17 protein-coding genes are annotated in these 19,851 nt (G+C 39.0%); 8 read left to right on the top strand and 9 right to left on the bottom strand.

Annotated elements, in window-relative coordinates:
• Window positions 1-178 precede the first annotated feature (178 nt).
• Together KHA99_RS31175 and KHA99_RS09555 are read right to left on the bottom strand one after the other, a co-directional pair.
• Entirely contained in the window at window positions 179-2,791 is a 2,613-nt protein-coding gene (locus tag KHA99_RS31175) for an InlB B-repeat-containing protein (protein ID WP_213117224.1), read from the bottom strand.
• Window positions 2,792-2,966: 175 nt separating this feature from the next.
• Window positions 2,967-4,484 (bottom strand): competence protein CoiA, encoded by a 1,518-nt coding sequence (locus KHA99_RS09555; RefSeq protein WP_213117225.1) that lies wholly within the window; start codon window positions 4,482-4,484, stop codon window positions 2,967-2,969.
• Window positions 4,485-4,732: 248 nt separating this feature from the next.
• Here KHA99_RS09555 and KHA99_RS09560 point away from each other — a divergent pair, with 248 nt between their 5' ends.
• The 5 genes from KHA99_RS09560 (at window position 4,733) to KHA99_RS09580 (ending at window position 11,017) form a co-directional block, all read left to right on the top strand.
• The gene (locus KHA99_RS09560) at window positions 4,733-6,616 is read left to right on the top strand and encodes an AAA family ATPase (RefSeq protein WP_213117226.1); all 1,884 of its coding nucleotides are present in this window, start codon (window positions 4,733-4,735) and stop codon (window positions 6,614-6,616) included.
• Window positions 6,609-7,622 carry a hypothetical protein gene (locus KHA99_RS09565; RefSeq protein WP_213117227.1) on the top strand — a complete coding sequence of 338 codons (1,014 nt, stop codon included), beginning with the start codon at window positions 6,609-6,611 and terminating at the stop codon, window positions 7,620-7,622. The genes KHA99_RS09560 and KHA99_RS09565 overlap by 8 nt, the downstream gene beginning before the upstream one ends.
• A 625-nt stretch (window positions 7,623-8,247) precedes the next feature.
• Window positions 8,248-9,783 carry a YifB family Mg chelatase-like AAA ATPase gene (locus KHA99_RS09570; protein ID WP_213117228.1) on the top strand — a complete coding sequence of 512 codons (1,536 nt, stop codon included), beginning with the start codon at window positions 8,248-8,250 and terminating at the stop codon, window positions 9,781-9,783.
• Complete coding sequence (locus KHA99_RS09575) at window positions 9,784-10,329, top strand: transposase (protein WP_213117229.1); 546 nt, start codon at window positions 9,784-9,786, stop codon at window positions 10,327-10,329.
• Window positions 10,330-10,552: 223 nt separating this feature from the next.
• On the top strand, window positions 10,553-11,017 hold the full coding sequence (locus tag KHA99_RS09580; RefSeq protein WP_213117230.1) for a DUF7713 domain-containing protein: 465 nt from the start codon (window positions 10,553-10,555) through the stop codon (window positions 11,015-11,017).
• Between the two features lie 603 nt (window positions 11,018-11,620).
• Here the strand turns inward: KHA99_RS09580 and KHA99_RS09585 are convergent.
• Window positions 11,621-11,869 (bottom strand): helix-turn-helix domain-containing protein, encoded by a 249-nt coding sequence (locus KHA99_RS09585; protein ID WP_249366575.1) that lies wholly within the window; start codon window positions 11,867-11,869, stop codon window positions 11,621-11,623.
• A 211-nt stretch (window positions 11,870-12,080) separates the two neighbouring features.
• On the opposite strand from KHA99_RS09585, the gene KHA99_RS09590 reads away from it, so the two are divergent.
• The gene (locus KHA99_RS09590) at window positions 12,081-12,362 is read left to right on the top strand and encodes a hypothetical protein (protein WP_213117232.1); all 282 of its coding nucleotides are present in this window, start codon (window positions 12,081-12,083) and stop codon (window positions 12,360-12,362) included.
• A 246-nt stretch (window positions 12,363-12,608) separates the two neighbouring features.
• Here KHA99_RS09590 and dnaB read toward each other — a convergent pair whose 3' ends face one another.
• From dnaB to KHA99_RS09620, 6 genes are all read right to left on the bottom strand, one after another.
• Window positions 12,609-13,928: a replicative DNA helicase gene (gene dnaB, locus KHA99_RS09595; RefSeq protein ID WP_213117233.1), complete on the bottom strand. Its 1,320-nt coding sequence runs from the start codon at window positions 13,926-13,928 to the stop codon at window positions 12,609-12,611.
• A 178-nt stretch (window positions 13,929-14,106) separates the two neighbouring features.
• Window positions 14,107-14,433: a replicative helicase loader/inhibitor gene (locus tag KHA99_RS09600; protein WP_249366576.1), complete on the bottom strand. Its 327-nt coding sequence runs from the start codon at window positions 14,431-14,433 to the stop codon at window positions 14,107-14,109.
• Window positions 14,423-15,262, bottom strand: a complete 840-nt coding sequence (locus tag KHA99_RS09605) for a conserved phage C-terminal domain-containing protein (protein ID WP_213117235.1) — start codon at window positions 15,260-15,262, stop codon at window positions 14,423-14,425. The genes KHA99_RS09600 and KHA99_RS09605 overlap by 11 nt, the downstream gene beginning before the upstream one ends.
• Window positions 15,243-15,554 carry a helix-turn-helix domain-containing protein gene (locus KHA99_RS09610; protein WP_213117236.1) on the bottom strand — a complete coding sequence of 104 codons (312 nt, stop codon included), beginning with the start codon at window positions 15,552-15,554 and terminating at the stop codon, window positions 15,243-15,245. The genes KHA99_RS09605 and KHA99_RS09610 overlap by 20 nt, the downstream gene beginning before the upstream one ends.
• A gap of 50 nt (window positions 15,555-15,604) precedes the next feature.
• The gene (locus KHA99_RS09615) at window positions 15,605-16,165 is read right to left on the bottom strand and encodes a competence protein ComK (RefSeq protein ID WP_249366634.1); all 561 of its coding nucleotides are present in this window, start codon (window positions 16,163-16,165) and stop codon (window positions 15,605-15,607) included.
• A 658-nt stretch (window positions 16,166-16,823) separates the two neighbouring features.
• Window positions 16,824-17,306 (bottom strand): sigma-70 family RNA polymerase sigma factor, encoded by a 483-nt coding sequence (locus KHA99_RS09620; RefSeq protein WP_213117968.1) that lies wholly within the window; start codon window positions 17,304-17,306, stop codon window positions 16,824-16,826.
• An 831-nt stretch (window positions 17,307-18,137) separates the two neighbouring features.
• Here KHA99_RS09620 and KHA99_RS09625 point away from each other — a divergent pair.
• Both KHA99_RS09625 and KHA99_RS09630 read left to right on the top strand, forming a co-directional pair.
• Window positions 18,138-19,010, top strand: a complete 873-nt coding sequence (locus KHA99_RS09625) for a transporter substrate-binding domain-containing protein (protein WP_213117238.1) — start codon at window positions 18,138-18,140, stop codon at window positions 19,008-19,010.
• A gap of 93 nt (window positions 19,011-19,103) precedes the next feature.
• Window positions 19,104-19,838: an amino acid ABC transporter ATP-binding protein gene (locus tag KHA99_RS09630; protein WP_213117239.1), complete on the top strand. Its 735-nt coding sequence runs from the start codon at window positions 19,104-19,106 to the stop codon at window positions 19,836-19,838.
• Window positions 19,839-19,851: the final 13 nt, after the last annotated feature.

Consider the following 19,851-nt stretch of genomic DNA (forward strand, 5'->3'; position numbering starts at 1 on the left):
CAAAAACTTCGCATATAGCTACATTCCAAGTGAAATAGTTGAACAAAAATCCATGGCCATATGTTCGATCGTAATCCGTGTACCATGCTTCAAAAGCATATTTATCCATCACAGGCGTTGCTGGTTCTGTTGCTTTTTGCCCTTGTGCAACTTGCACCTTAAGATTATTCGTTTCGTCCTAGAAATAGACATCTACATATGGGATCCACTTCGCATATAGCTGGATTCCTTGTGTAATAGGTGTGTTAAAGTCCATGGCATTCGTTCGGGCAGAATCTGTATACCACCCTCCAAAAGCATAATTATCCTTCACTGGGGCAGAAGGTTCAGTTATTTTCTGTCCAGGTGCTACCTGCACCTTAACATTATTGGTCCCATCCCAGAAATAGACATCTACAACATGTGGGATCCACTTTGCATATAGCTGGATTCCTTGTGTAATAGGTGCGTTAAAGTCCATGGCATTCGTTCGGGCGGAATCTGTATACCATCCTTGGAAAGTATAATTATCCTTCACTGGGGCAGAAGGTTCAGTTATTTTTTGTCCAGGTGCTACCTGCACCTTAACATTATTGGCCCCGTCCCAGAAATAGACATCTACAACATATGGGATCCACTTTGCATACAGCTGCATTCCTTGTGTAATAGGTGTGTTAAAGTCCATGGCATGTGTTCGGGCGGAATCTGTATACCATCCTCCGAACGCATAATTATCCCTAACTGGGGCAGAAGGTTCAGTTATTTTTTGTCCAGGTGCTACCTGCGACTTAACATTATTGGTCCCGTCCCAGAAATAGACATCTACAACATATGGGATCCATTTTGCATAAAGCTGGATTCCTTGTGTAATAGGTGTGTTAAAGTCCATGGCATGTGTTCTGGTGGAATCTGTATACCATCCGCCAAAAGTATATTTATCCTGTACTGGGGCAAAAGGTTCAGTTATTTTTTGTCCAGGTGCTACCTGGACCTTATCATTATTAGTCCCGTCCCAAAAATAGACATCTACAACATATGGGATCCACTTCGCATAAAGCTGGATTCCTTGTGTAATAGGTGTGTTAAAGTCCATGGCATGTGTTCTGGTGGAATCTGTATACCATCCGCCAAAAGTATATTTATCCTGTACTGGGGCAGAAGGTTCAGTTATTTTTTGTCCAGGTGCTACCTGGACCTTATCATTATTAGTCCCGTCCCAAAAATAGACATCTACAACATATGGGATCCACTTCGCATAAAGCTGGATTCCTTGTGTAATAGGTGTGTTAAAGTCCATGGCATGTGTTCTGGTGGAATCTGTATACCATCCGCCAAAAGTATATTTATCCTGTACTGGGGCAGAAGGTTCAGTTATTTTTTGTCCAAGTGCTACCTGCGACTTAACATTATTGGTCCCGTCCCAGAAATAGACATCTACATATGGGGTCCATTTTGCGTACAAAGTAATATCTTTGGACACTTTATAATCCGCCGAAAGAGGAATAGTTAAGTCTGCATCTAAATACCAACCATCAAAAAGGAAACCAGCTTTTTTAGGAGATAGTTGGATTTCGTCAATTAGTTTTTTGTCACTCTCAGCTACAAAATTCGTGTTGGGTTCTGCATTGTTTGTGACTAATTCAACATTGTACCCCCAAAAAGCAGTGAAAGATTTGTTGATGGATGTATCAAAGGATGAACCATTATAAAACTGACCGTTGCTATCCTTCCATAATAGAATTACGTTATTATTCGGCGAAAATGAGCCATCTTTACTAAGCGAATTCAACAATTCTTTACTTGGTAGTTTGGCATCCGCATTGCTTGTTACATATGCTAAACTCTGTTCTTTACCGGCTCCATTGTTAAAATTGACAATGTAGAGATTATTAAGTGAAGTATTTCTAGGTGCCGAATAATCAGTTGATCCATCACCAATTTTTACCCCATAATAATATTTAACGTCCGTAGTAATAATTTGGCTTGGAGATGACCAAATTTTATTTAAATCAACTCCACCCGTAATGTTAATTAGTCCTCCAGAGCTATTATTTCCTCCGCCTATTCCTGCTGAAGTTGATTTTCCAGTAGCGGAGATATTGCCTCCATTAATGTAAATGCTATCCGTTCTGCCATATAGACCACCACCAATGCCTGCAGCATCAGTTCCACCTGTAGCAGTAATAGTTCCACCGTTAATGATAACATTACCACCTGTTTGATGACCCGAAGTACCAATTCCCGCCCCGCGTTCACCACCTTGCGCTGTGATTGTTCCGCTATTAATAATAATTGTTCCTGTTTTATTTGCATTACCCGCTCCAATACCTGCAGCATAAGCACCACCAAAGACATCTAATTTTCCGTCTCCGCTAATTTCTAAGGTGGTCTCTCCTTCTACGCTGATTCCAGGATAATATGTAGAACCATTTAATTTATTTCCTCCAGTGAAAAACAGATGATTATTTTCTCCAATAAACTTTAGAGCAGGAACATAAATTGATTGAACCTTCAAATTGCTGATTGTCAAATTTGCATTAGAACACTTATATTCGATTGCTAAATAACTATAGCCATCTGATTTTGTACCAATTAATGTAACTTTTTCGCTTGTGTTAATTATAATTTTAGTCCCAGTTCCTGTTGGATTCACCGGTGGCAATTGAAAAGTTCCACCAGTTTTTATTTCAGTAACTTGTGACCAAGTATTCCAAATGGTTAGATTTTGAGAAGCATAACTAACTGGACTTTTATACCATAAAATTGTTAAAAGAATTAAAAAGAAAATTGCATATTTTTTAAATTTATTCATCGTTTTACACCTCTTAAACTTAATATTTCTATTAAAATGTAATACTAGCAAAATAATATCGAGTTTTTTAACACACCAAATCGCCTGCCACTTATAACTTTGTATATAACTATTGATTTGGCGGTCAAAATTAAGCTGAGAGTGTTGATTAGTCCACAGCAAGGCTCTTTTTATACTATTGAAAGATTCCTATTCCTTCTTTATAAAATCCATGATAATGTTCGCTTTCCGGAATATAATTTTTTACTCTCTTTACGATATTATCAAGTAGTGCTAAATTGAAATCCAATTCTAGCTCTTCGGGAAGTATAATGTGATTTTTAAGTGCAACTTTTAATATATTCTTTGAATGGACAGGGAATTTTGCAATATTCATTAATATAAGCAAACAATCTTCAAGGCTTATCGCCTTATGGTTATCCTCTTTGTTAAATTCCTTTTTAATCAGCCCATATTTTTTAATTCTCTTCATTTGTAAGGAAAAGGGAAATGCTTGTCCCTTGTTGCTATAGTCCATATCTTCATGAAACTCTTTTTGTGTTTGGAACTTTTTCTCGTAGATTTCCCACAAAGACCATATAAAGGTTCCTTGTACAACAGGGTTTTCCATAAAGTTATTGCTAATGTTGGAATTATTAGTAGTTCTTTTATTTAATTCTTCTACCCATATTTCCTTCCTTATTCCAGTTATTACAAGTTGGTTTTTTTCTGAGTGATCTTTGTGATCATAAAGAAAAAAACCAGAAATGTTAATTGATTTCATCTCTACAGGAACTATACGGTCAAGAGGGGGAGTTATCTTGATATGTGTATATTCAGGGATTTGATTTGGATCATGTATTTCATCGTAAAGTTCTTTAGTTTTGAGCTTGAAATTATATCCAGGGATCTCTCCTTTATATAAATGTTCTAAATTAAAGGAAAAAATAAGGCTTTTTTCAATATAATCATCGAAAATAGCTCTATTTTTTATTTCAACATAATCATCTAAGCAAAATATCTCTCCCCATAAGTTAAACCCAATAGACTCCAACGGATAAGAATAACTTTTGTTATAGGTAAATGTACGGTTATTGAGACTGTTTAGCCCTCTGAAGATATTTACCTCATTTGATTCCGGGTTAAATGATACCAATGAAGTTTCCCCGCAGAAAGAGTGTTGGAGTGCCTGGCCAACGTTTAAAATGCTACAAGTTGAAATACCTATCTCTTTTATGACGTTCTCGCCAACAACCCAAATATCCCTAATGTTAACTTGATTATATAATTTTTTTCGTTTCATAATTTCACTGGTTGGTATATTAGAACGCTGATATTCAACAGCCCATTTTACGCCATTATTAAATTCGATAAAGATATCAGCTATTTGGTCTGTTTCTGGTATGTATTGTTCTAATTCAATAGTCTTGGTCTTGTGACCAAGTAGTTGTAGAAAATAACGATATAATTTACTTTTTCCTTCTATATGCATCGGACCTTCACCGTAAATAGAGTAAATACAATTTGTCCCCGGTTTATGTTTAAAATGTGGAATTCTTCTAGCAGGTTCTGCCCAGTTTAGTCTTACACTTTCCTTGCAGACAGGGCACTGATATTGGTCCTTATGTTCATTGGCTTTTAACAAGTCTCTTTGATTTGCTTCTTGGTCACTTAGTAGGTTTATAGGAACGCCTTTGAATAGAGCTTTAAACATTTGTGCACCTCTTTATATAGAGATTAAACATTTTCTAAAAAATTTTGATGTGTATTCTTTTACAGAATAATCAAAAGCACCCTATAACTAGGGCAATTATCCTAATATTATTTTATAAGAAAAAGTCGATATAACCAATGCTAAATTTAGCAATGATTAGTATAATTGTACTAAATTCAATGTGCTATATGACCGGAAATTTTATTTACTAAGAGGAAAAGATCCTCTGAAGCAAGGGAGGAAAACCGATGGAAGTATTATATATATGGATCGGTAAATATAAAAATATTAATAATCAAGGATTTAATTTTGGTGGGGAGTTAACGTTCCAATTTGAATCGGGAAAACTAAAAGTAACTCCAAACCCTATGCACATTCCAGGCTTTTTTAATATTTTTCGGAAGGAAAAAGGAACTATTTACGCCAATATTTTAAATGTAACAGGTATTGCAGGAGAAAATGGTACAGGAAAATCAAATTTCCTTGAATTCCTTAAACATCTTTCCACATACAAGAATGAAGATTATTTAATCTGTTATAAGCTTAAAGAAAAGTATTTTATTACTGGAACAGAATGTCAAATTATTGGGACAGACGTAGAGATAACTAGGACACAAATTGATGAATTTTGTTCATCGAATAGATTAATTTATTTATCAAATATTTTAGATATTACCAGAAATGAAACATCAAATTACCATTTATACAATGTCTCAACAAATTATTTGGTAAATAATGAAGGGTTTGATCAGTTTAGAGCAAACGAGTTTCTTAGACAAATTCAATTTTCACTTGATAATAATTTTTCATCTCTAATTGATTTTAAATTACCTCATAAAATAATCTGTAAATTAATTATAGATGAAAATGATAATTTTGACAGGCAAATCCTACGGTGGTCCGAGGCCACAATAAATCAAAAAGAGTTATCTTCAGATGAGGAGATTATTTTAAGAAATAATATTAAAAACCTACGAAAATTACGTGGAGTGTTACTGCAACTTTGTTCTAAACAAGAGAAGTTCATTTGTTACAATAACTTTATAAGGCTTTTAATTACTGTATTTTGGAAAGAGATATTAGAACTTCCTAGACAAATAACATTATACTTAATAAATAGAATAGATTTATTCAATGAGTTAATAGAGCATCTAATCATTGGTCTAAAAAATAAAAATGATATAGAGGTTAATCTGGTAGAGGATTTGACAATTAATGCATTTAAAGAAATGTTCAATTCCATTGAGGATCTTACAGTAGTAATAAACATGGGATTAAATAGTAAATACGAAAGAAAAAACCTTAAGACTATATTGAATAAGTGGAAAAGGGCAACTAGAGCAAAAATACAAGTATTGATTAAATTTACTAGTATTTTCTTAGATGAGTCATCTTCTTGCTTGGACAATCAAATAAAAATACCATTTGAAAGTTTGGAGTTGCAGGAGTTTACCGACAACTATTCACGGTCTATAATGAAAAAAAATTATCTACAATTTGAATGGACAGAACTTAGTACCGGACAAGTAGCTAGGCTAAACATTTATTCAAGATTACATTATGCTATGAAGAAATTGCCAAAAAACATTAAAGATATTGTAATTATTATTGATGAAGGAGAACTGTACTTTCATCCTGAATGGCAACGAAAGTGGCTTTGGTATATTCTGAGGGCTATCTCCTTAATATTTACGGATAGAAATGTTCAAGTTATCCAAACGACTCATTCCCCGTTTGTTTTATCCGATTTACCAAATCATAATGTGATTTTTTTGAAAAAGGGTAAACTAGGGGCCGAAGTTATTGATGGATTAGAAGATAACCAATTAACTTTTGCTTCAAACATACATATGCTTCTTAGTAATTCATTTTTTATGGAAAATGGATTAGTGGGTGAAGTTGCAAAGTCAAAAATCAATCAACTTATTAAAATTCTTCAAAATAAGGATGTAGAGGAAATTAGAAAAAATGAATTTAGCATGACTAAGCAATTGCGTTATATTGGCGAGCCTATCGTAAGGAACAAATTATTCAGCATGCTAGATAATATATTAACTATTGATTATTTAAAAGTAAATAGACGATTAGATGCCATTGAGGAATTGTTAAATAAAAGAGGTAAAAATGATTAAAATACAGCTTGATAAACGAGTAGAGACCGAAATAAGGAATCTCCATATTGAGTTTTTTGATAAAAAGTCATTACCAAAACTGAAAAAATTCATTTCGCAGAAGAATGTTGGGGACGAGAGGGGGAAAGAAGAACAACGGTTTTTACGCTTCTTGTTAAAAATTAGACATAGAATCCTAATAGGTTCGCCTTCACAGCTTCAAAAGGTAATAATTCATATAAGTAAAAATTATTCTAAACGTTTAAAGGATGATATTAAAAAAACTAAAACTAAAAAACATGCTGCCTCAATTTTAAATAGCCAATTAAAGGCTGTATTTAACTATAGTTTATTTTGTAGTACGGAGGATATTGGTGAATGGTGTGCATATCAACTTTTAAGTAAAATGCATATGCAAGTATGTCCTTACTGTAATCGCCAATATATTACAACAATCTATACTGAAAATCAAAAAACAAGAGCTCAATTAGATCATTTCTTTAATAAATCTACTTTTCCATATCTGGCAATATCTTTGTATAACTTGGTTCCATGTTGTTCAGTTTGTAATTCTTCTCTAAAAGGAAAAAAAGAGTTTTATGTCAGTAAAAACATACATCCATATGTTGAGGGATTTGGAGAAAACTATCGATTTACATTTGATTTAGCTGATAACCTTGAATCACTAATATCAAAGAAGGGTAAAATCAACATAAGCTTCACCACTAATTCGAGTGATAAAAATTTCTTGAAAAGGGCAAAAAATAATGCTGAGATTTTCCTATTGGAAAAACTCTATAATTCACATGATAACATTGTAAAAGAAACCATCCAAAAACACCTTTGGTATTCTGATGATTATGCTGAATCGTTATTAAAATCCTATCCCGGTGTATTTAGTGGAAAAGATGAGGTGTTTCGAATGATATTTTCAAGTGAAGTAGAAGAAAGCAAATTTAACCTACGGCCTTTTTCCAAACTAATAACTGACATAGCAAAAGAGTTAAAGATTCGGGACTGGATATAATTTTGTGGCTCTAAACAAAAACAGATTCCTAACAATACCCTGTTTATGCAGCTAGCTGATAGAGATTTATAATGGTTTATTTGAAAGGGAGACAGTTCTGAATTTTGTACTTTTAAATGCACCAAATGTGCAGCTTCCAATTGGTGAAGTCGACTGATCTCCCTTAATTTATTGTTATTCGATATTATTTAAATAATTATTTAAATAATCTTCTCTTAAATAGTATTGGTTATAGCTATTTCCATTACGCAGAAGGAGTCATATACACGTTTTTTAATACCAGTGCCTGTGGTCAAGCCCCCAATATATGGCACTTTGAAATACGTCATTACACCATATTTTGATAAATAGAATAATAATCTTTAGGAGAGACGAATCCAAGTTTTTGCTGGATTCGTTTTTCGTTGAAATATTGAGTAAATTTTTTTAAATCTTGCTTAAAGGAATGAGGATTTACTTCAAAAAAACAAGGAATTAAGAGAATCTCCAGTTCAAGCCAATGTATGTTTTTTACTCTTCTATTTCCATCGTTGATTCAATATTTCCTCATAAATCTTTTAACATTCCTAGTTTACTGTTTAAGTTATATCCTATTATTTATATAAGCTTTTTAGGAGGTTTTTTTATGACTGTTAAAGTATCGAGCATAGGTTTAAAAGGGCTCGAGGGCTATCTTGTTCAGGTGGAGGTGCGGATAACACCTGGTACGGAGTCAATGGTCATTGTTGGCTTGCCGGATGCATCTGTAAAGGAATCGAGAGAACGGGTAATCGCCACTCTGAGTCATTTTGATATGAATATCACTGACCAGAAGGTGGTGGTAAATCTATCTCCGGCTGAAGAGAAGAAAAATGGGCCACTTTTTGATTTGGCTATTGCGATTGCAGCTTTAAGGGAATTGAATGTAATTAAAGGAGTAATACCGATTGAAACGGCCTTTATCGGTGTCTTGTCTCTGGATGGAACCATTGTAAAAGCGGAGGGGATGTTGCCAGCTTTGGTATCAGCGAAAGCATTAGGGCTAAAACGGGTATATTTTCCTTACGATTCTTCTATACCAGTTCATATGCTGCAGGGAGTGGAATGTATTGTTGTTCAGCATATTGAAGAAGTTGTAAACCACCTAGAAGGGCAAGAAAGTTTATCTCTCCTTCCAAAACTAGCACCGCACAGCCAAGAACCACTTTTTCCTAACCCGCCACAGAAAGATTTCTGTCATGTTATTAGCCACGAGCAAGGAAATCGGGCGTTAGAAATAGCTGCTGCCTGCGAACATAATGTGCTAATGAGCGGTCCTCCCGGCTGTGGAAAAAGCTTGCTGGCTGAGACGGTTCCTTCCATTCTTCCTGCCCTTACCAATCAAGCCCAGCTGGAAGTCCTCAGCCTTTATCAGCTTGCAGGAGAGAGAAAGATATTTCATCAAACAGTCCCATTTAGACATCCACACCATTCTGCCTCATCAGTTGCCATTATTGGCGGCGGTTCGACTCCCCGACCCGGAGAAATTTCCCTTGCCCATCATGGAGTTTTGTTTTTAGATGAGATGGCAGAGTTCCCCAAAAAGACACTTGATATGTTAAGACAGCCGCTTGAGACAGGAAAGGTGACAATCAGCAGAGCCCATTCCACCGTTACCTATCCGTCTTCGTTTCTGTTAATTGGTGCTATGAATCCATGTCCTTGTGGGTATCTGGGTTCCAACAGCCATTACTGCACCTGTACAGATAAACAAATACAAAGCTATCGAAATCGCCTATCAGGGCCGGTCTATGATCGGATTGATATACTATTGACTTTGCAGTCTGTAAATCTAGATCAGAAGGCAGGACTTCAGGAAACATCCGAGAAAATTCGAATGCGGGTCGAACAAGCCCGTACACTTCAATATAATCGCTATAAAATGGAAATGTCGAATGCAAAAGTCCCATTTGAAATTCTAATGGAAACAAGTCCGTTAACAAACGAGCAGCAAAAAATGCTGACAAACGTTGCTGTGAAGCAAAATTGGAGCAATCGTGTTCAAATCAAAATTATTCGTTTGGCCCGTACAATATCAGACCTTAAAGGGGAGGATGTTATTAGTGATTCAGCTATTTGGGAAGCGATGACTTTAAGACGATGGGGTTTGCACAAATCACATGCAATAGCGAGGGAAACGTAAATGTCACGGGAGAAAAGAATTTGGATACCAAACCACTTTTACCACATTGTCTGCAGAGGCAACCGACGCGACCCGTTGTTCCGCAATGCCTCCGATTTTGAAGCTTATTTTCACATCCTCGGGCAGCTCCATGAGAAGATTCCCTTCGAAATCGCCTCATATTGTTTGATGACCAACCATTATCATTTACAAATGCGCTCTCAAGAAATCCCATTCTCGAAATTAATGGCTCTCATCAATAAGCGATATGCCAATTACTATAACACGAAATACCGCTTAACAGGCCACGTCTTTGAGAAACGGTATTTTGATCAAATCATCGAGGATAAAGAAGGAATGCTGGAGGTCAGCCGTTACATTCATTTAAATCCGGTAGAGGCCAGGATGGTCAGAAGGCCTGAATATTATCCATGGAGCAGCTTTCATTTATTTAAGTACCAGAACTCCCAACCGCCAAGTTTTATGAATATGGATAGTCTATTAAACTATTACGAGGGAACAGAGGAGCAAAGGCAGGAGAAGTATTGTCTTAGTTTGTTTGCCTAACAGTGACAGTCACATACAAGAAACTTTCCATTTGCTTACAGTCATTCATTGTCCTATCTCTTCTATGGTGTATTAAAGAAAATAACATTCATGATAAAACAAAAGCAAAAATGGTGGTGGATTTATTATTTGGTGTGAACACTGTGAAAGTAACGAAGTAAAAGTTCGTTTAACGATGGAGCACTCTACTATGCATTTATGTACTAATTGCTAAAACCAACTTATGGCGGAGGAGCTTGAAGTTGATTTAGATGAGTTGATAGAAACTTTTTCAATGAAGGATGGCCAAGGTGTCAGTCGTACCTTTCATGTGGAACGACGATTACATCCAATAGGAATTTATTTGGAAGCCTCGGAAAACCTAGAATTTGGTTATAAGTTTGCTGTACATGGTGAATTAAATTGTAACCAACCAGAACTTCTTGCTAAATTAATGGAAAAGGTGCGGAAAGGGATCAGAGAGCGGCACGTTAAAGCAGGCGTTTTTCCTAATGGACAAGCATACAATTCCGTGATCAATGACCGACTCAAAGGTCTTATAAAGCATGATGAAACTTCCGAAGGCACCCCACTAGTGATTATTGATGGGAAGCCCTTTTCTTGGGAAGAAGTCGGCAAGATGCTTATGTCATATGAAGGTTTTCAGATCAAAATAGAAATGTATGATATGACAGATGATTTGGACTGAGGGGTCAGAAATCAATCTCCATGTGCAAATAGTGAAAGGTACCATCCTAATTAGACCTTCGACATTCTTCTGCTGCCAATATCAATATAAATCCAATTACAGATAAGGCTCAGGCTGATACTAATCAATCGTTTGGTTAAATGACAATATTTTCGGCGGAAAAGTAGTGAGAAATTGATTAAATCAATACTCTATAATCCTTTAACCAAACGTTTAATTAGGAAATCGGTAGTAGATTTTGATGGAAATTACCGAATTCCCGAATGTATGTTGCACCTGCCAGAAACGAACCACCATAATCTAGCATTATTCATTAAATTTCTCACGACAAAAGGATCAGAGACGTTGATTTATCAACATTTTGGTCCAGTTTACATAAACGTTTGTCTGACCGACAAGCATTTTCGTGATAGCAAAAGAAAAAGTCCGCCAGTGGCAAGACTTTGAAGTGGTTTACACAAACGTTTAGTTAGGTTGCGCGGGACCAACAATTTGTTGAAATCCATCGAACGTTCGTAGTTGTGACCGATTACTTCCTATAGATTGTGGAGCAAGGGGCCGCTCCCATTGTGATGAAAATAGAAAACCGCCCCTTGCCTTGGGCTAATCTGAATTATCTTCAGAAGTGTTATAATCCTCTAATGTTTCACGGACCTCCTTTACAAACTCATCAGGCTTAATTTCCAGCACTTTTGAGATTTTAAAGACTGTATCCAAGGAAGGTGACTTTTCATTTCTTTCTAGATCGCCAATATAGGAGCGATCCAAACCGGATTCAAATGCAAGCTTTTCTTGTGATAGTCCTTTGGCTTTTCGCCGCCGTCTTAATATTCCACCTATGTAAATGGCCAAGGCAATTCTCCTTTTTAAGACCATTAGATAATTAGATGAAATATCACTCTACAGGCTACAGTCCGCATTTGGGGATTGTTTGGAAAATAATTAATAAATGAGCCGTTGAGGGGCTATTTTGCCTGTCCCACGTATCATGATTACCAAATTTGTCACAAGGAGATTGACCCTGTTTGTTTAATTGTATCTGGAAGAAAGGAGCGTAATCATCATGCGGATTGGCGAACAGAAAACCTTTATCTATTTTCCCTCCTATGGCTTTATCAAAGTGAGTACGGCTGAATCTCAAAGCAAGCAATCCCCGCGTATGAGCAGACAGGTGGAGCAAGAAGAACGTCGGTCGTTGCAACAGCTGTCCAAGAATGGCATGAGTGACGCATCGATCAGAGAAATGTTTGAAAAGGCCTACCCGGGTCATACCGTTGTTCAAAACGGAAACGAGTGGACGATGATCCCAAACGAGAACCTTAACAAGGAAAAGTTCAAAGACTAGCCCTTAGTCTCCGAAGGATTACCAGTGGAGAAAGGAGGGAATCCCGCAAGGGATGAAAGCGGGACACGAAACCCTCTTTTCCTACTGGAATCATGAATCGTACGGCTGTCTTCATTTCTTGCGGGGGCACTCGGTCATGAATGCCATAATGTGTACAGGACAAGCCAGGTTCAGCCGCCAGCCTGAGTTCCTTTTAAAAAAAAGTCCTTCAATCTTCGCTCTTCATCCTTCGCTTTTCGTCCTTCGTTATGTTTCCAAATGGGTGAACAGGCCATATTCTCTTTGGAAGCCAAGTTCGATGGTGCCGGTGGGGCCGTTACGGTGCTTGGCGAGTATGACTTCGATTTTGTTCCGGTACGGTGAGTCTTTGGTGTAGTAATCATCGCGATACAGGAAGGCGATCAGGTCGGCATCCTGCTCGATTTGTCCGCTTTCACGCAGGTCGGAGAGAACAGGATGCTTGTCGTGGCGGCTTTCGACGCCTCGGCTCAGCTGGGACAGGGCGATGACGGTTACGTTCAGTTCTCTCGCCATGGTTTTCAGGGCCCGTGAGATTTCATTGATTTCCGCCTGGCGGTTTTGTCGGAAGCTTCGGTCGCCCTCTATCAGCTGAAGGTAATCGATGACGACGAGGATTCGCCGCTCTTGGTCGTATTCCCGTCGTGCTTTGCGAACCTTGGACCAAATATAGGGGATATCCATCCCGGCTTTGTCAAAAATATGGAGATTCAGTTTGGACAGCGCTCCAATGGTATCGGTAAAATGCTGCCAATCTTCCTCTTGGAATTCCTTCTTCGGGTTTTTCATTTTCCGGCTGTCAATCAAGCCGGTGAATCCTGCCATCCGTTTTAGCAGCTGCTTTTTGGACATCTCTAGGGAGAAAATCAGGCTGATGTCCTGTTTGGCTGCATGAAGGGCAACACTCAGGGCGAAGGCCGTCTTTCCCATGCTCGGGCGGGCGCCGATGATCACCAAGTCGGATTCCTGGAAGCCGCCGGTGAGTAGATCGAGATGAGGGAAGCCGGAAGGAATGCCGACGATCTCGCCCAAATCCTTTTCACAATCCATGAACAAATCCACCAAGGACGGGGTGATGCTGCCGGTGTCTTCGTCGGTAAGCTGGTCATCGATGGCCATTAGCTCTTGAATCCCGGTGTGGATCGTCTTTCGGATGTCTTTTCCGTTTGCCTGCTCGATCAGGCGCGAGGCAATGTGGATCGTTTTTCGCTTTTGCGCATATTCCTTGACGGATTGCTGATAAAATGGAAAGTTGGCGGTGGTCGGCACGCTCCCGGCTAGTCGATTCAAATAGCTAACGCCGCCAATCCACTGCAGGTTGTCGATGCCAAGCTCGTCGATCATCGAAACATAATCAATCGGCTTTCCCTTCTCATCCAGGCTGCGAATCGCCGAATATATCATCCTCAGCTGCGGAAAATAAAGCTGCTCCGGCAGAATCGCCGCCTCCTTCACAAGCCCGCTGTCCAGAAACAGCGCCCCCACAAAAGCCTCCTCCACCTCCTGACTAAAGCATGACGGTTCTTGTGTTTGTGTTTGATTAATCATAATCGTGCCTCCTAACAGTGATGCATGGGGACGGTTCTCGTGCATCACTATTTCGTAGTAGTGACCAACTGACGGAGGCTGCTCCCGAGTTGAGATTTGAGCGTCCGTCATGATTTTTGTGATAAAGGGGGACGATGACAGGCCCGTCCGACAAGGACTTTGAAGTCTGCTTTTTCCTCTACCTCTGAATTCCCAGAATAGCCCTCATGTTGGCCAGTTCTCGCTGGACCACTTCTTCGCTCGCTAGCTTATGCCTGGTAGTCATGATGAATCTGGTCTCCCTGGCATTAGGGACGGTCATGGCGCCGGACGATTTTGGCAATAGGTCGGCGATTTTAGGCGGATAGGGTGATTCTTTTACGAACGAAAACAGTCTTTCCTGCACGATGTCGTGTTCATAGCTTTTGAGCACTTCATGCCACATGTTCACCTTTTCCTGATTGACGATAAATTGGTCGTAGAAAGTGTTGATGGCCTTTAATAGCTCAAACGTTTCACGCTTCATCATCTAAATCGAAATCCTCCTCGTTAAGGGTCTGTTTGTTGCTGGTTTGCCCCCTTCGTTTTTCAAAGAGGGGATTCGCTTGCGGCTTTTGGTTGAGATAGGATTCAAATTTGTTTCCAAACAATGTTTCCGGTCTTAGGTATGTACTCATATGTGGGTCATGGAGCCATTCTGCTGTCTTTAAGTCGATGACTTTCTTAAAGTCCTCCACGGTAAAACCTTCTCTTAATCTTGTTTGAATCAGTTGGTTTGTTTTCTTTGTTCCTGATTTGTAGTTGGCATCGGTTTTGGCATTGAGGTAGTCGACGATGTCGACAATAGGTTTTTTCTCTGTTGTTGTCTCTGAAGTAATCTCTGGTATTGTTTGGGTCAGACCGAATTCTTCTGTGGTCCAGTCTGACATCTCAGATAGGTCAGTCTGAACCGACGATTGGCCGGAAGTTGCGAAAGGGTCAGCTTGGCCCTGTGTTGTTGGGTTTGCTGTTTCGGTGAGGGCGGGGCCTTCCTTCATCGCTTCCAGTTGTTGATAATCGATGGTGTACCATTTGGTTTTATCCAGTTTCAGCTTATTCCAATTGGCCGAGATCAGGAAACCCTGCTCTTCTAGTGAACGAATAATGCGTTTAATGGTGCTTTCCGACCAGAAGGGCATTTGTTTCTGCCAATCCTTATAGGTATTGAATATCCATTTTCGTCCCTCAATCACATGGGAACTGGACTGGATCCAGTAGTGAATTTGCTGGAGCACGATGGCTTCGTTCAGGCCCATTTTGACGGCGAGGGAAGGGATGATCATGATGGGCGCTTCGTTAATCAGTAATTTCGTCATAGACTTTTCCTCCTATGTGGTGGGATGCAAATTTTGAGGCACAAGAACCGTCCCCGTGTCCCACTTCTGAGTGTTCTTCTATTTTTCTTAGTAATTCTGAAGGCATCAGTTCGAGTCCTTTTGATAGAGCCCAGAGGGTGTCAAAGCCTGGCTTTTTTAGTTCCCTTTCTAGTAAGCTGATATAGGAAGGCTCTAGAGAGCAGCGATTGGCTAGTTCCGCTTGTGTTAGATCCAGTTCCTTCCGTAATTTTTTCAGGACCTTGCCGTAACGAGAGTTTAAGTAGTTTCCCAATAGACATTCTCCTTTGAACAATGATGATGTTGCGTTGGAAGTTTTGTAGATTATAGATTTCCTAAGGTATCAAAGTTATACTTTCCGGATTTCTCCTTGGTCAGTTGATGGTCTATCGGCGGGGTGTGTTCATAGCTGCTGGTATCTGGTTGCTTGCCTCGTTTGGTTGAAAGATGAATTAATTGCCTGGCTTTTTCAATTTTGTCATTAAAGGCCGCGAGCTTGGATTCAATGATCATCGTATAGCCATTGCTTAGTTCCACGATTGTTTTGTTGCCCATCGCGGTGGTTTTCTCAATATGCTCCGGGTTAAACCAAATGCAATCTGCCTTTTTAGGAGATTTGGTTGGGAAAAGGCAAATCCCCAGATACGGGTTTACGATGATGGGGCATTTGGCCTTCCTATCAAGCACCACTTTGGCCCCGGTAGTAGCTCCCTTTAGGTCAAACCCTATATATGTCAATGTATCATCCAATACCTGCAGCGGGGCTCTGTCGACGAGAAATGCCGAAGTGCCTGCCATTACCCGCGCGCACAGCTTTCCGAATCGATTATATTCCCCCAACATCAAAATCATCTTCTTCTCAACAAAATAGTTTTTTTGCTCCATCAATTGGTCATCCACTCCTTAAAAGGTTTGACAGGTGAGGCATAGGGACGGTTCTTGTGCATCATTTTTGTATGGAATTTGGGTCACCTCCATTTATATCTGCCTGTTGATTCTATAGGACAGGGTTTATTGAGATAATACTATTTTTATATAATTAATATGTAAAATAATGGGTGATGCTGCCTTGCTTTTATTAAATATCATAAATGTAAACGTTACCACGTACTGAAGTACAAATTTCGATAGAATTCGACCTTATTCTTGACGAAACTTTGACAATCTGGAGGGGGCATAGGAGCGGTTCTGATGAATCGTTTTTTACTATCATTTTTTTAAGAAGATAGGGTTTGCTTTACAATAAATAGGCTTTGATGGGAAACGATTAAAAACTTAAAGGTGATCGTTGCATCACCCTTTATACTTGGTTGGTTATGGCCATTTCATCGTTTCATCGATGTTGGCACCTTTAAGATATCGAGTGATACGGTATTTGTCGAATCACCTCATTTCCAATTTGGAGCACATTTGGGGTAGGAAAATGGCATTTTTGGCTCCAAATTGGAATTGATGAGGGGGTTTTCGTGAATTTCGTTCCAATTTGATCGTTTTTGAGTTGAAGCAGGGGGACGGTTGTCGTGCTCCTATTTTGCGCATCTGATCAATTCTTCACTTGTTCTCGCAACTTTCCCCGCGCTCCCATCCGCCATTGCTTTACGGCTGAAACGGAGACCTTTTCCTTTTCAGCGATCTCCTTAACGGATAGGCCATCATGGATGGTGTACAATAGCCATTTCTGTTGATGTGGAGTCAGCACTTCGCAATAGGATAACAGGATTTCATTCTCCAATGTTCTGTTTGGCTGCCAATCAGGAACGGTCCCCCAGAATTCTCCCTCCTTGCAAACATATCTTTCATTGGCTCGTGCCATTTTTCCCAGCTCTTCAAGCAGGCGGCATCTGATAAATGTATAGGCATAGTTGGTGAAATTTCCTTTTTCGGGATTAAATCGCTGGCTTGCCTCCCAAAGGGCAATCAGGCCATGTTGATAAAATTCCTCTTTATTTGTGTAAAGATGAAGGGAGTAGATGATTTTATGGATCATCGGTTGATATTGTTCTGCCAATTGTTCAAAGCTTTCCACGGTGGTTCCTTTCAGGAAAGCGCGCTTTGCCATTGTATTCCCGGGTACCTCTACCATAACGGGAATCGCTTATTTCATCGAACTCGTCTTATTCACTTTTGAAACGAATAATAGCCTCAAACTCATTATTTTTTGCATCAAAATACAAATACGAACGCGTTTTTTGCAATTTTGAACAAATATTATAAGAATTTGAGGCATGGGGAATTTAGTCAAATTAATAGATTTAAGGTGTGGGCCGGATTCTTTAACGAAACTGGTGTTGAGTCTGAGCGTAATGTGAAAACCCAAGTTGAGGGCAGTGTTGGTACAGAGATTAGTGAATGTGTGCCATTTGAGCAGAATGCTAGATGGGTGTGCATTGGGGGGGCATTTCTATGGTTATTTCAGCCCATGTGGTGGCTGTGGCCAGGCTCATGATGGCCACATTTGGAGTAAATCGGTATGTGTCCTCCATAAAGATAACTCTATTACATCATCTAAAAAAATCAGAAAATTGCTATTTTATCATAATATTGACAATATTTTGTCTATAACATAATATCTAATTATGTTTTAAATCATATTGAAGGGGGGCAAAAAGTATAAAGTACCAGAGCTTTCGAACGTATAAAACTAAAGACTTTTTCCCGAAACATTTGGGAGAGGAAAGTCATCATCTTGAGGCCGAATTGTTGTATACAGGCTGGCATTGCAAGAACGGTTGGTAGAAATTGTTGTTGAAGTTGTATGAAGTGAATAGTGAGAAGGAATTGTGATTTTTTTTTATTTTATTTACGGTATATTTACGGAAATATTCCTTAAATAGGAAATAAAATGAGGGGGTAAGACATGAGAAAACCGTTTTTCGTTTTAAATCTTATCGTTATTTTTGCCTTTTTGATTCTTACAGCTTGTGGTTCCAATTCAGAATCTACTAGCAGCAGTCCTTCAGATAAGAGTTCTTCGGCTGATAGTAAAGCCAGCAATCTCCCTGCCCTGCCAGATGACATTAAGAAAAAGGGAAAATTGGTGATTGGGGTAAAGGTAGATTTTCCTCCTTTCGGTTCTATGGATGCAAGCGGGAAAAATGTTGGATATGATATTGATTTTGCCAAGAAATTAGCTGAATTTGCGTTTGGAGATGCTAATGCTGTTGAGTTTGTCCCGGTTACAAGTGATAATCGTATACCGTTCCTAAATTCCAAAAAAGTTGATTTATTGATTGCGTCCCTGGCTGCGACAGACGAAAGGAAAAAGGTAGTTGATTTTACAGATCCATATTTTGGTACCTCCAACTTAACACTGGTGAAGAAGGATAGTAACATTAAGGATTTAAAGGATTTAGAAGGTAAAACAGTCATTACATTAAAAGGTTCTACAGAGGCTTTAGCTCTTCAAAAAGCCGTTCCTTCTGCCCAACAGCTGCAATTAACAACACTTGCTGAACAATTGCAAGCGCTTAAAGATGATCGTGGCGTGGCGATGGTTAAAGATGAATCTGTGCTTTACAAAATTGTTGATCAGGATTCCTCCTACAAAATAGTGGGAGAACCATTCGAACCAATGGCTATTGCTGCTGCAGTTCGCAAAGGGGATACAGAATATTTAAACTGGCTAAATGCTGCCATCAAGGAAGTTTCATCACAAGACCTCTTCTACAAATGGTTCAAAAACTGGTTCCCAGAATTCAAAAACACTCCTCAATTATTACCTAGACCTTAAGTAAATCATTGTATCAAGATGGACCCGAAAAGGGGAGCCTTGCTTATATGAATCCTCTTTTCGGGTAATAGTTTAATAGAAAGGAAGGGTCTGATGACGAAAACAAAAATGAAAATAGAAAATGTACACAAGAGCTTTGACCAATCCTCCGTTTTACGTGGAATCACGACCTCAATCTCAGAAAAAGAGGCTACGGTTATTATTGGTCCAAGTGGGTCGGGAAAAAGCACTTTGTTACGCTGCCTTAATCGTTTGGAGTCCATTAATGAGGGAACTATCTATTTGGATGATCAATCCTTTATGGATATTCCCATTCAAAAACTAAGAACAAGAGTAGGCATGGTCTTTCAGAGTTTCAATCTTTTTCCTCATCTCAGTGTAATGAAGAACTTATTACTTGCTCCCACGAAGCTTCAAACAAGCAAGTCAAAAGATGAATTAATGGAGCTAGGATATTCCCTCCTTGACAAGGTAGGCATGAAGGAAAAAGCGGAATCTTATCCGGAGGAACTTTCAGGCGGCCAGCAGCAACGGGTCGCGATCGCAAGAGCACTTATGATGGAGCCCGAAGTAATGTTGTTTGATGAAGTAACGTCAGCCCTTGACCCGGAACGTGTTAACGATGTTCTTGAAACCATGAAGGATCTGGCTAAAAGCGGTATGACAATGGTAATCGTCACCCATGAAATGGGCTTTGCAAGAGAAGTGGGCGATAAAATAATCTTTATGGACCAGGGTGTCATTGTCGAAGAGGGGACACCAGAGGAAGTGTTTGGAAATTCTAAAGAAGACAGGACCAAAGCATTCCTAAGAAACGTATTGAAATAAATGAAAGGAAGGT

The organism is Neobacillus rhizophilus (assembly GCF_018343535.1).
GTDB classification, from domain to species: Bacteria; Bacillota; Bacilli; order Bacillales; family Cytobacillaceae; genus Neobacillus; species Neobacillus rhizophilus.

Bases quoted from the DNA above. Each gene is read 5' to 3' on its own strand.
- KHA99_RS31175 (WP_213117224.1), bottom strand. From the start codon at position 2,791: ATGAATAAATTTAAAAAATATGCAATTTTCTTTTTAATTCTTTTAACA.
- KHA99_RS09555 (WP_213117225.1), bottom strand. From the start codon at position 4,484: ATGTTTAAAGCTCTATTCAAAGGCGTTCCTATAAACCTACTAAGTGAC.
- KHA99_RS09560 (WP_213117226.1), top strand. From the start codon at position 4,733: ATGGAAGTATTATATATATGGATCGGTAAATATAAAAATATTAATAAT.
- KHA99_RS09565 (WP_213117227.1), top strand. From the start codon at position 6,609: ATGATTAAAATACAGCTTGATAAACGAGTAGAGACCGAAATAAGGAAT.
- KHA99_RS09570 (WP_213117228.1), top strand. From the start codon at position 8,248: ATGACTGTTAAAGTATCGAGCATAGGTTTAAAAGGGCTCGAGGGCTAT.
- KHA99_RS09575 (WP_213117229.1), top strand. From the start codon at position 9,784: ATGTCACGGGAGAAAAGAATTTGGATACCAAACCACTTTTACCACATT.
- KHA99_RS09580 (WP_213117230.1), top strand. From the start codon at position 10,553: ATGGCGGAGGAGCTTGAAGTTGATTTAGATGAGTTGATAGAAACTTTT.
- KHA99_RS09590 (WP_213117232.1), top strand. From the start codon at position 12,081: ATGCGGATTGGCGAACAGAAAACCTTTATCTATTTTCCCTCCTATGGC.
- dnaB (WP_213117233.1), bottom strand. From the start codon at position 13,928: ATGATTAATCAAACACAAACACAAGAACCGTCATGCTTTAGTCAGGAG.
- KHA99_RS09600 (WP_249366576.1), bottom strand. From the start codon at position 14,433: ATGAAGCGTGAAACGTTTGAGCTATTAAAGGCCATCAACACTTTCTAC.
- KHA99_RS09605 (WP_213117235.1), bottom strand. From the start codon at position 15,262: ATGACGAAATTACTGATTAACGAAGCGCCCATCATGATCATCCCTTCC.
- KHA99_RS09615 (WP_249366634.1), bottom strand. From the start codon at position 16,165: ATGGAGCAAAAAAACTATTTTGTTGAGAAGAAGATGATTTTGATGTTG.
- KHA99_RS09625 (WP_213117238.1), top strand. From the start codon at position 18,138: ATGAGAAAACCGTTTTTCGTTTTAAATCTTATCGTTATTTTTGCCTTT.
- KHA99_RS09630 (WP_213117239.1), top strand. From the start codon at position 19,104: ATGACGAAAACAAAAATGAAAATAGAAAATGTACACAAGAGCTTTGAC.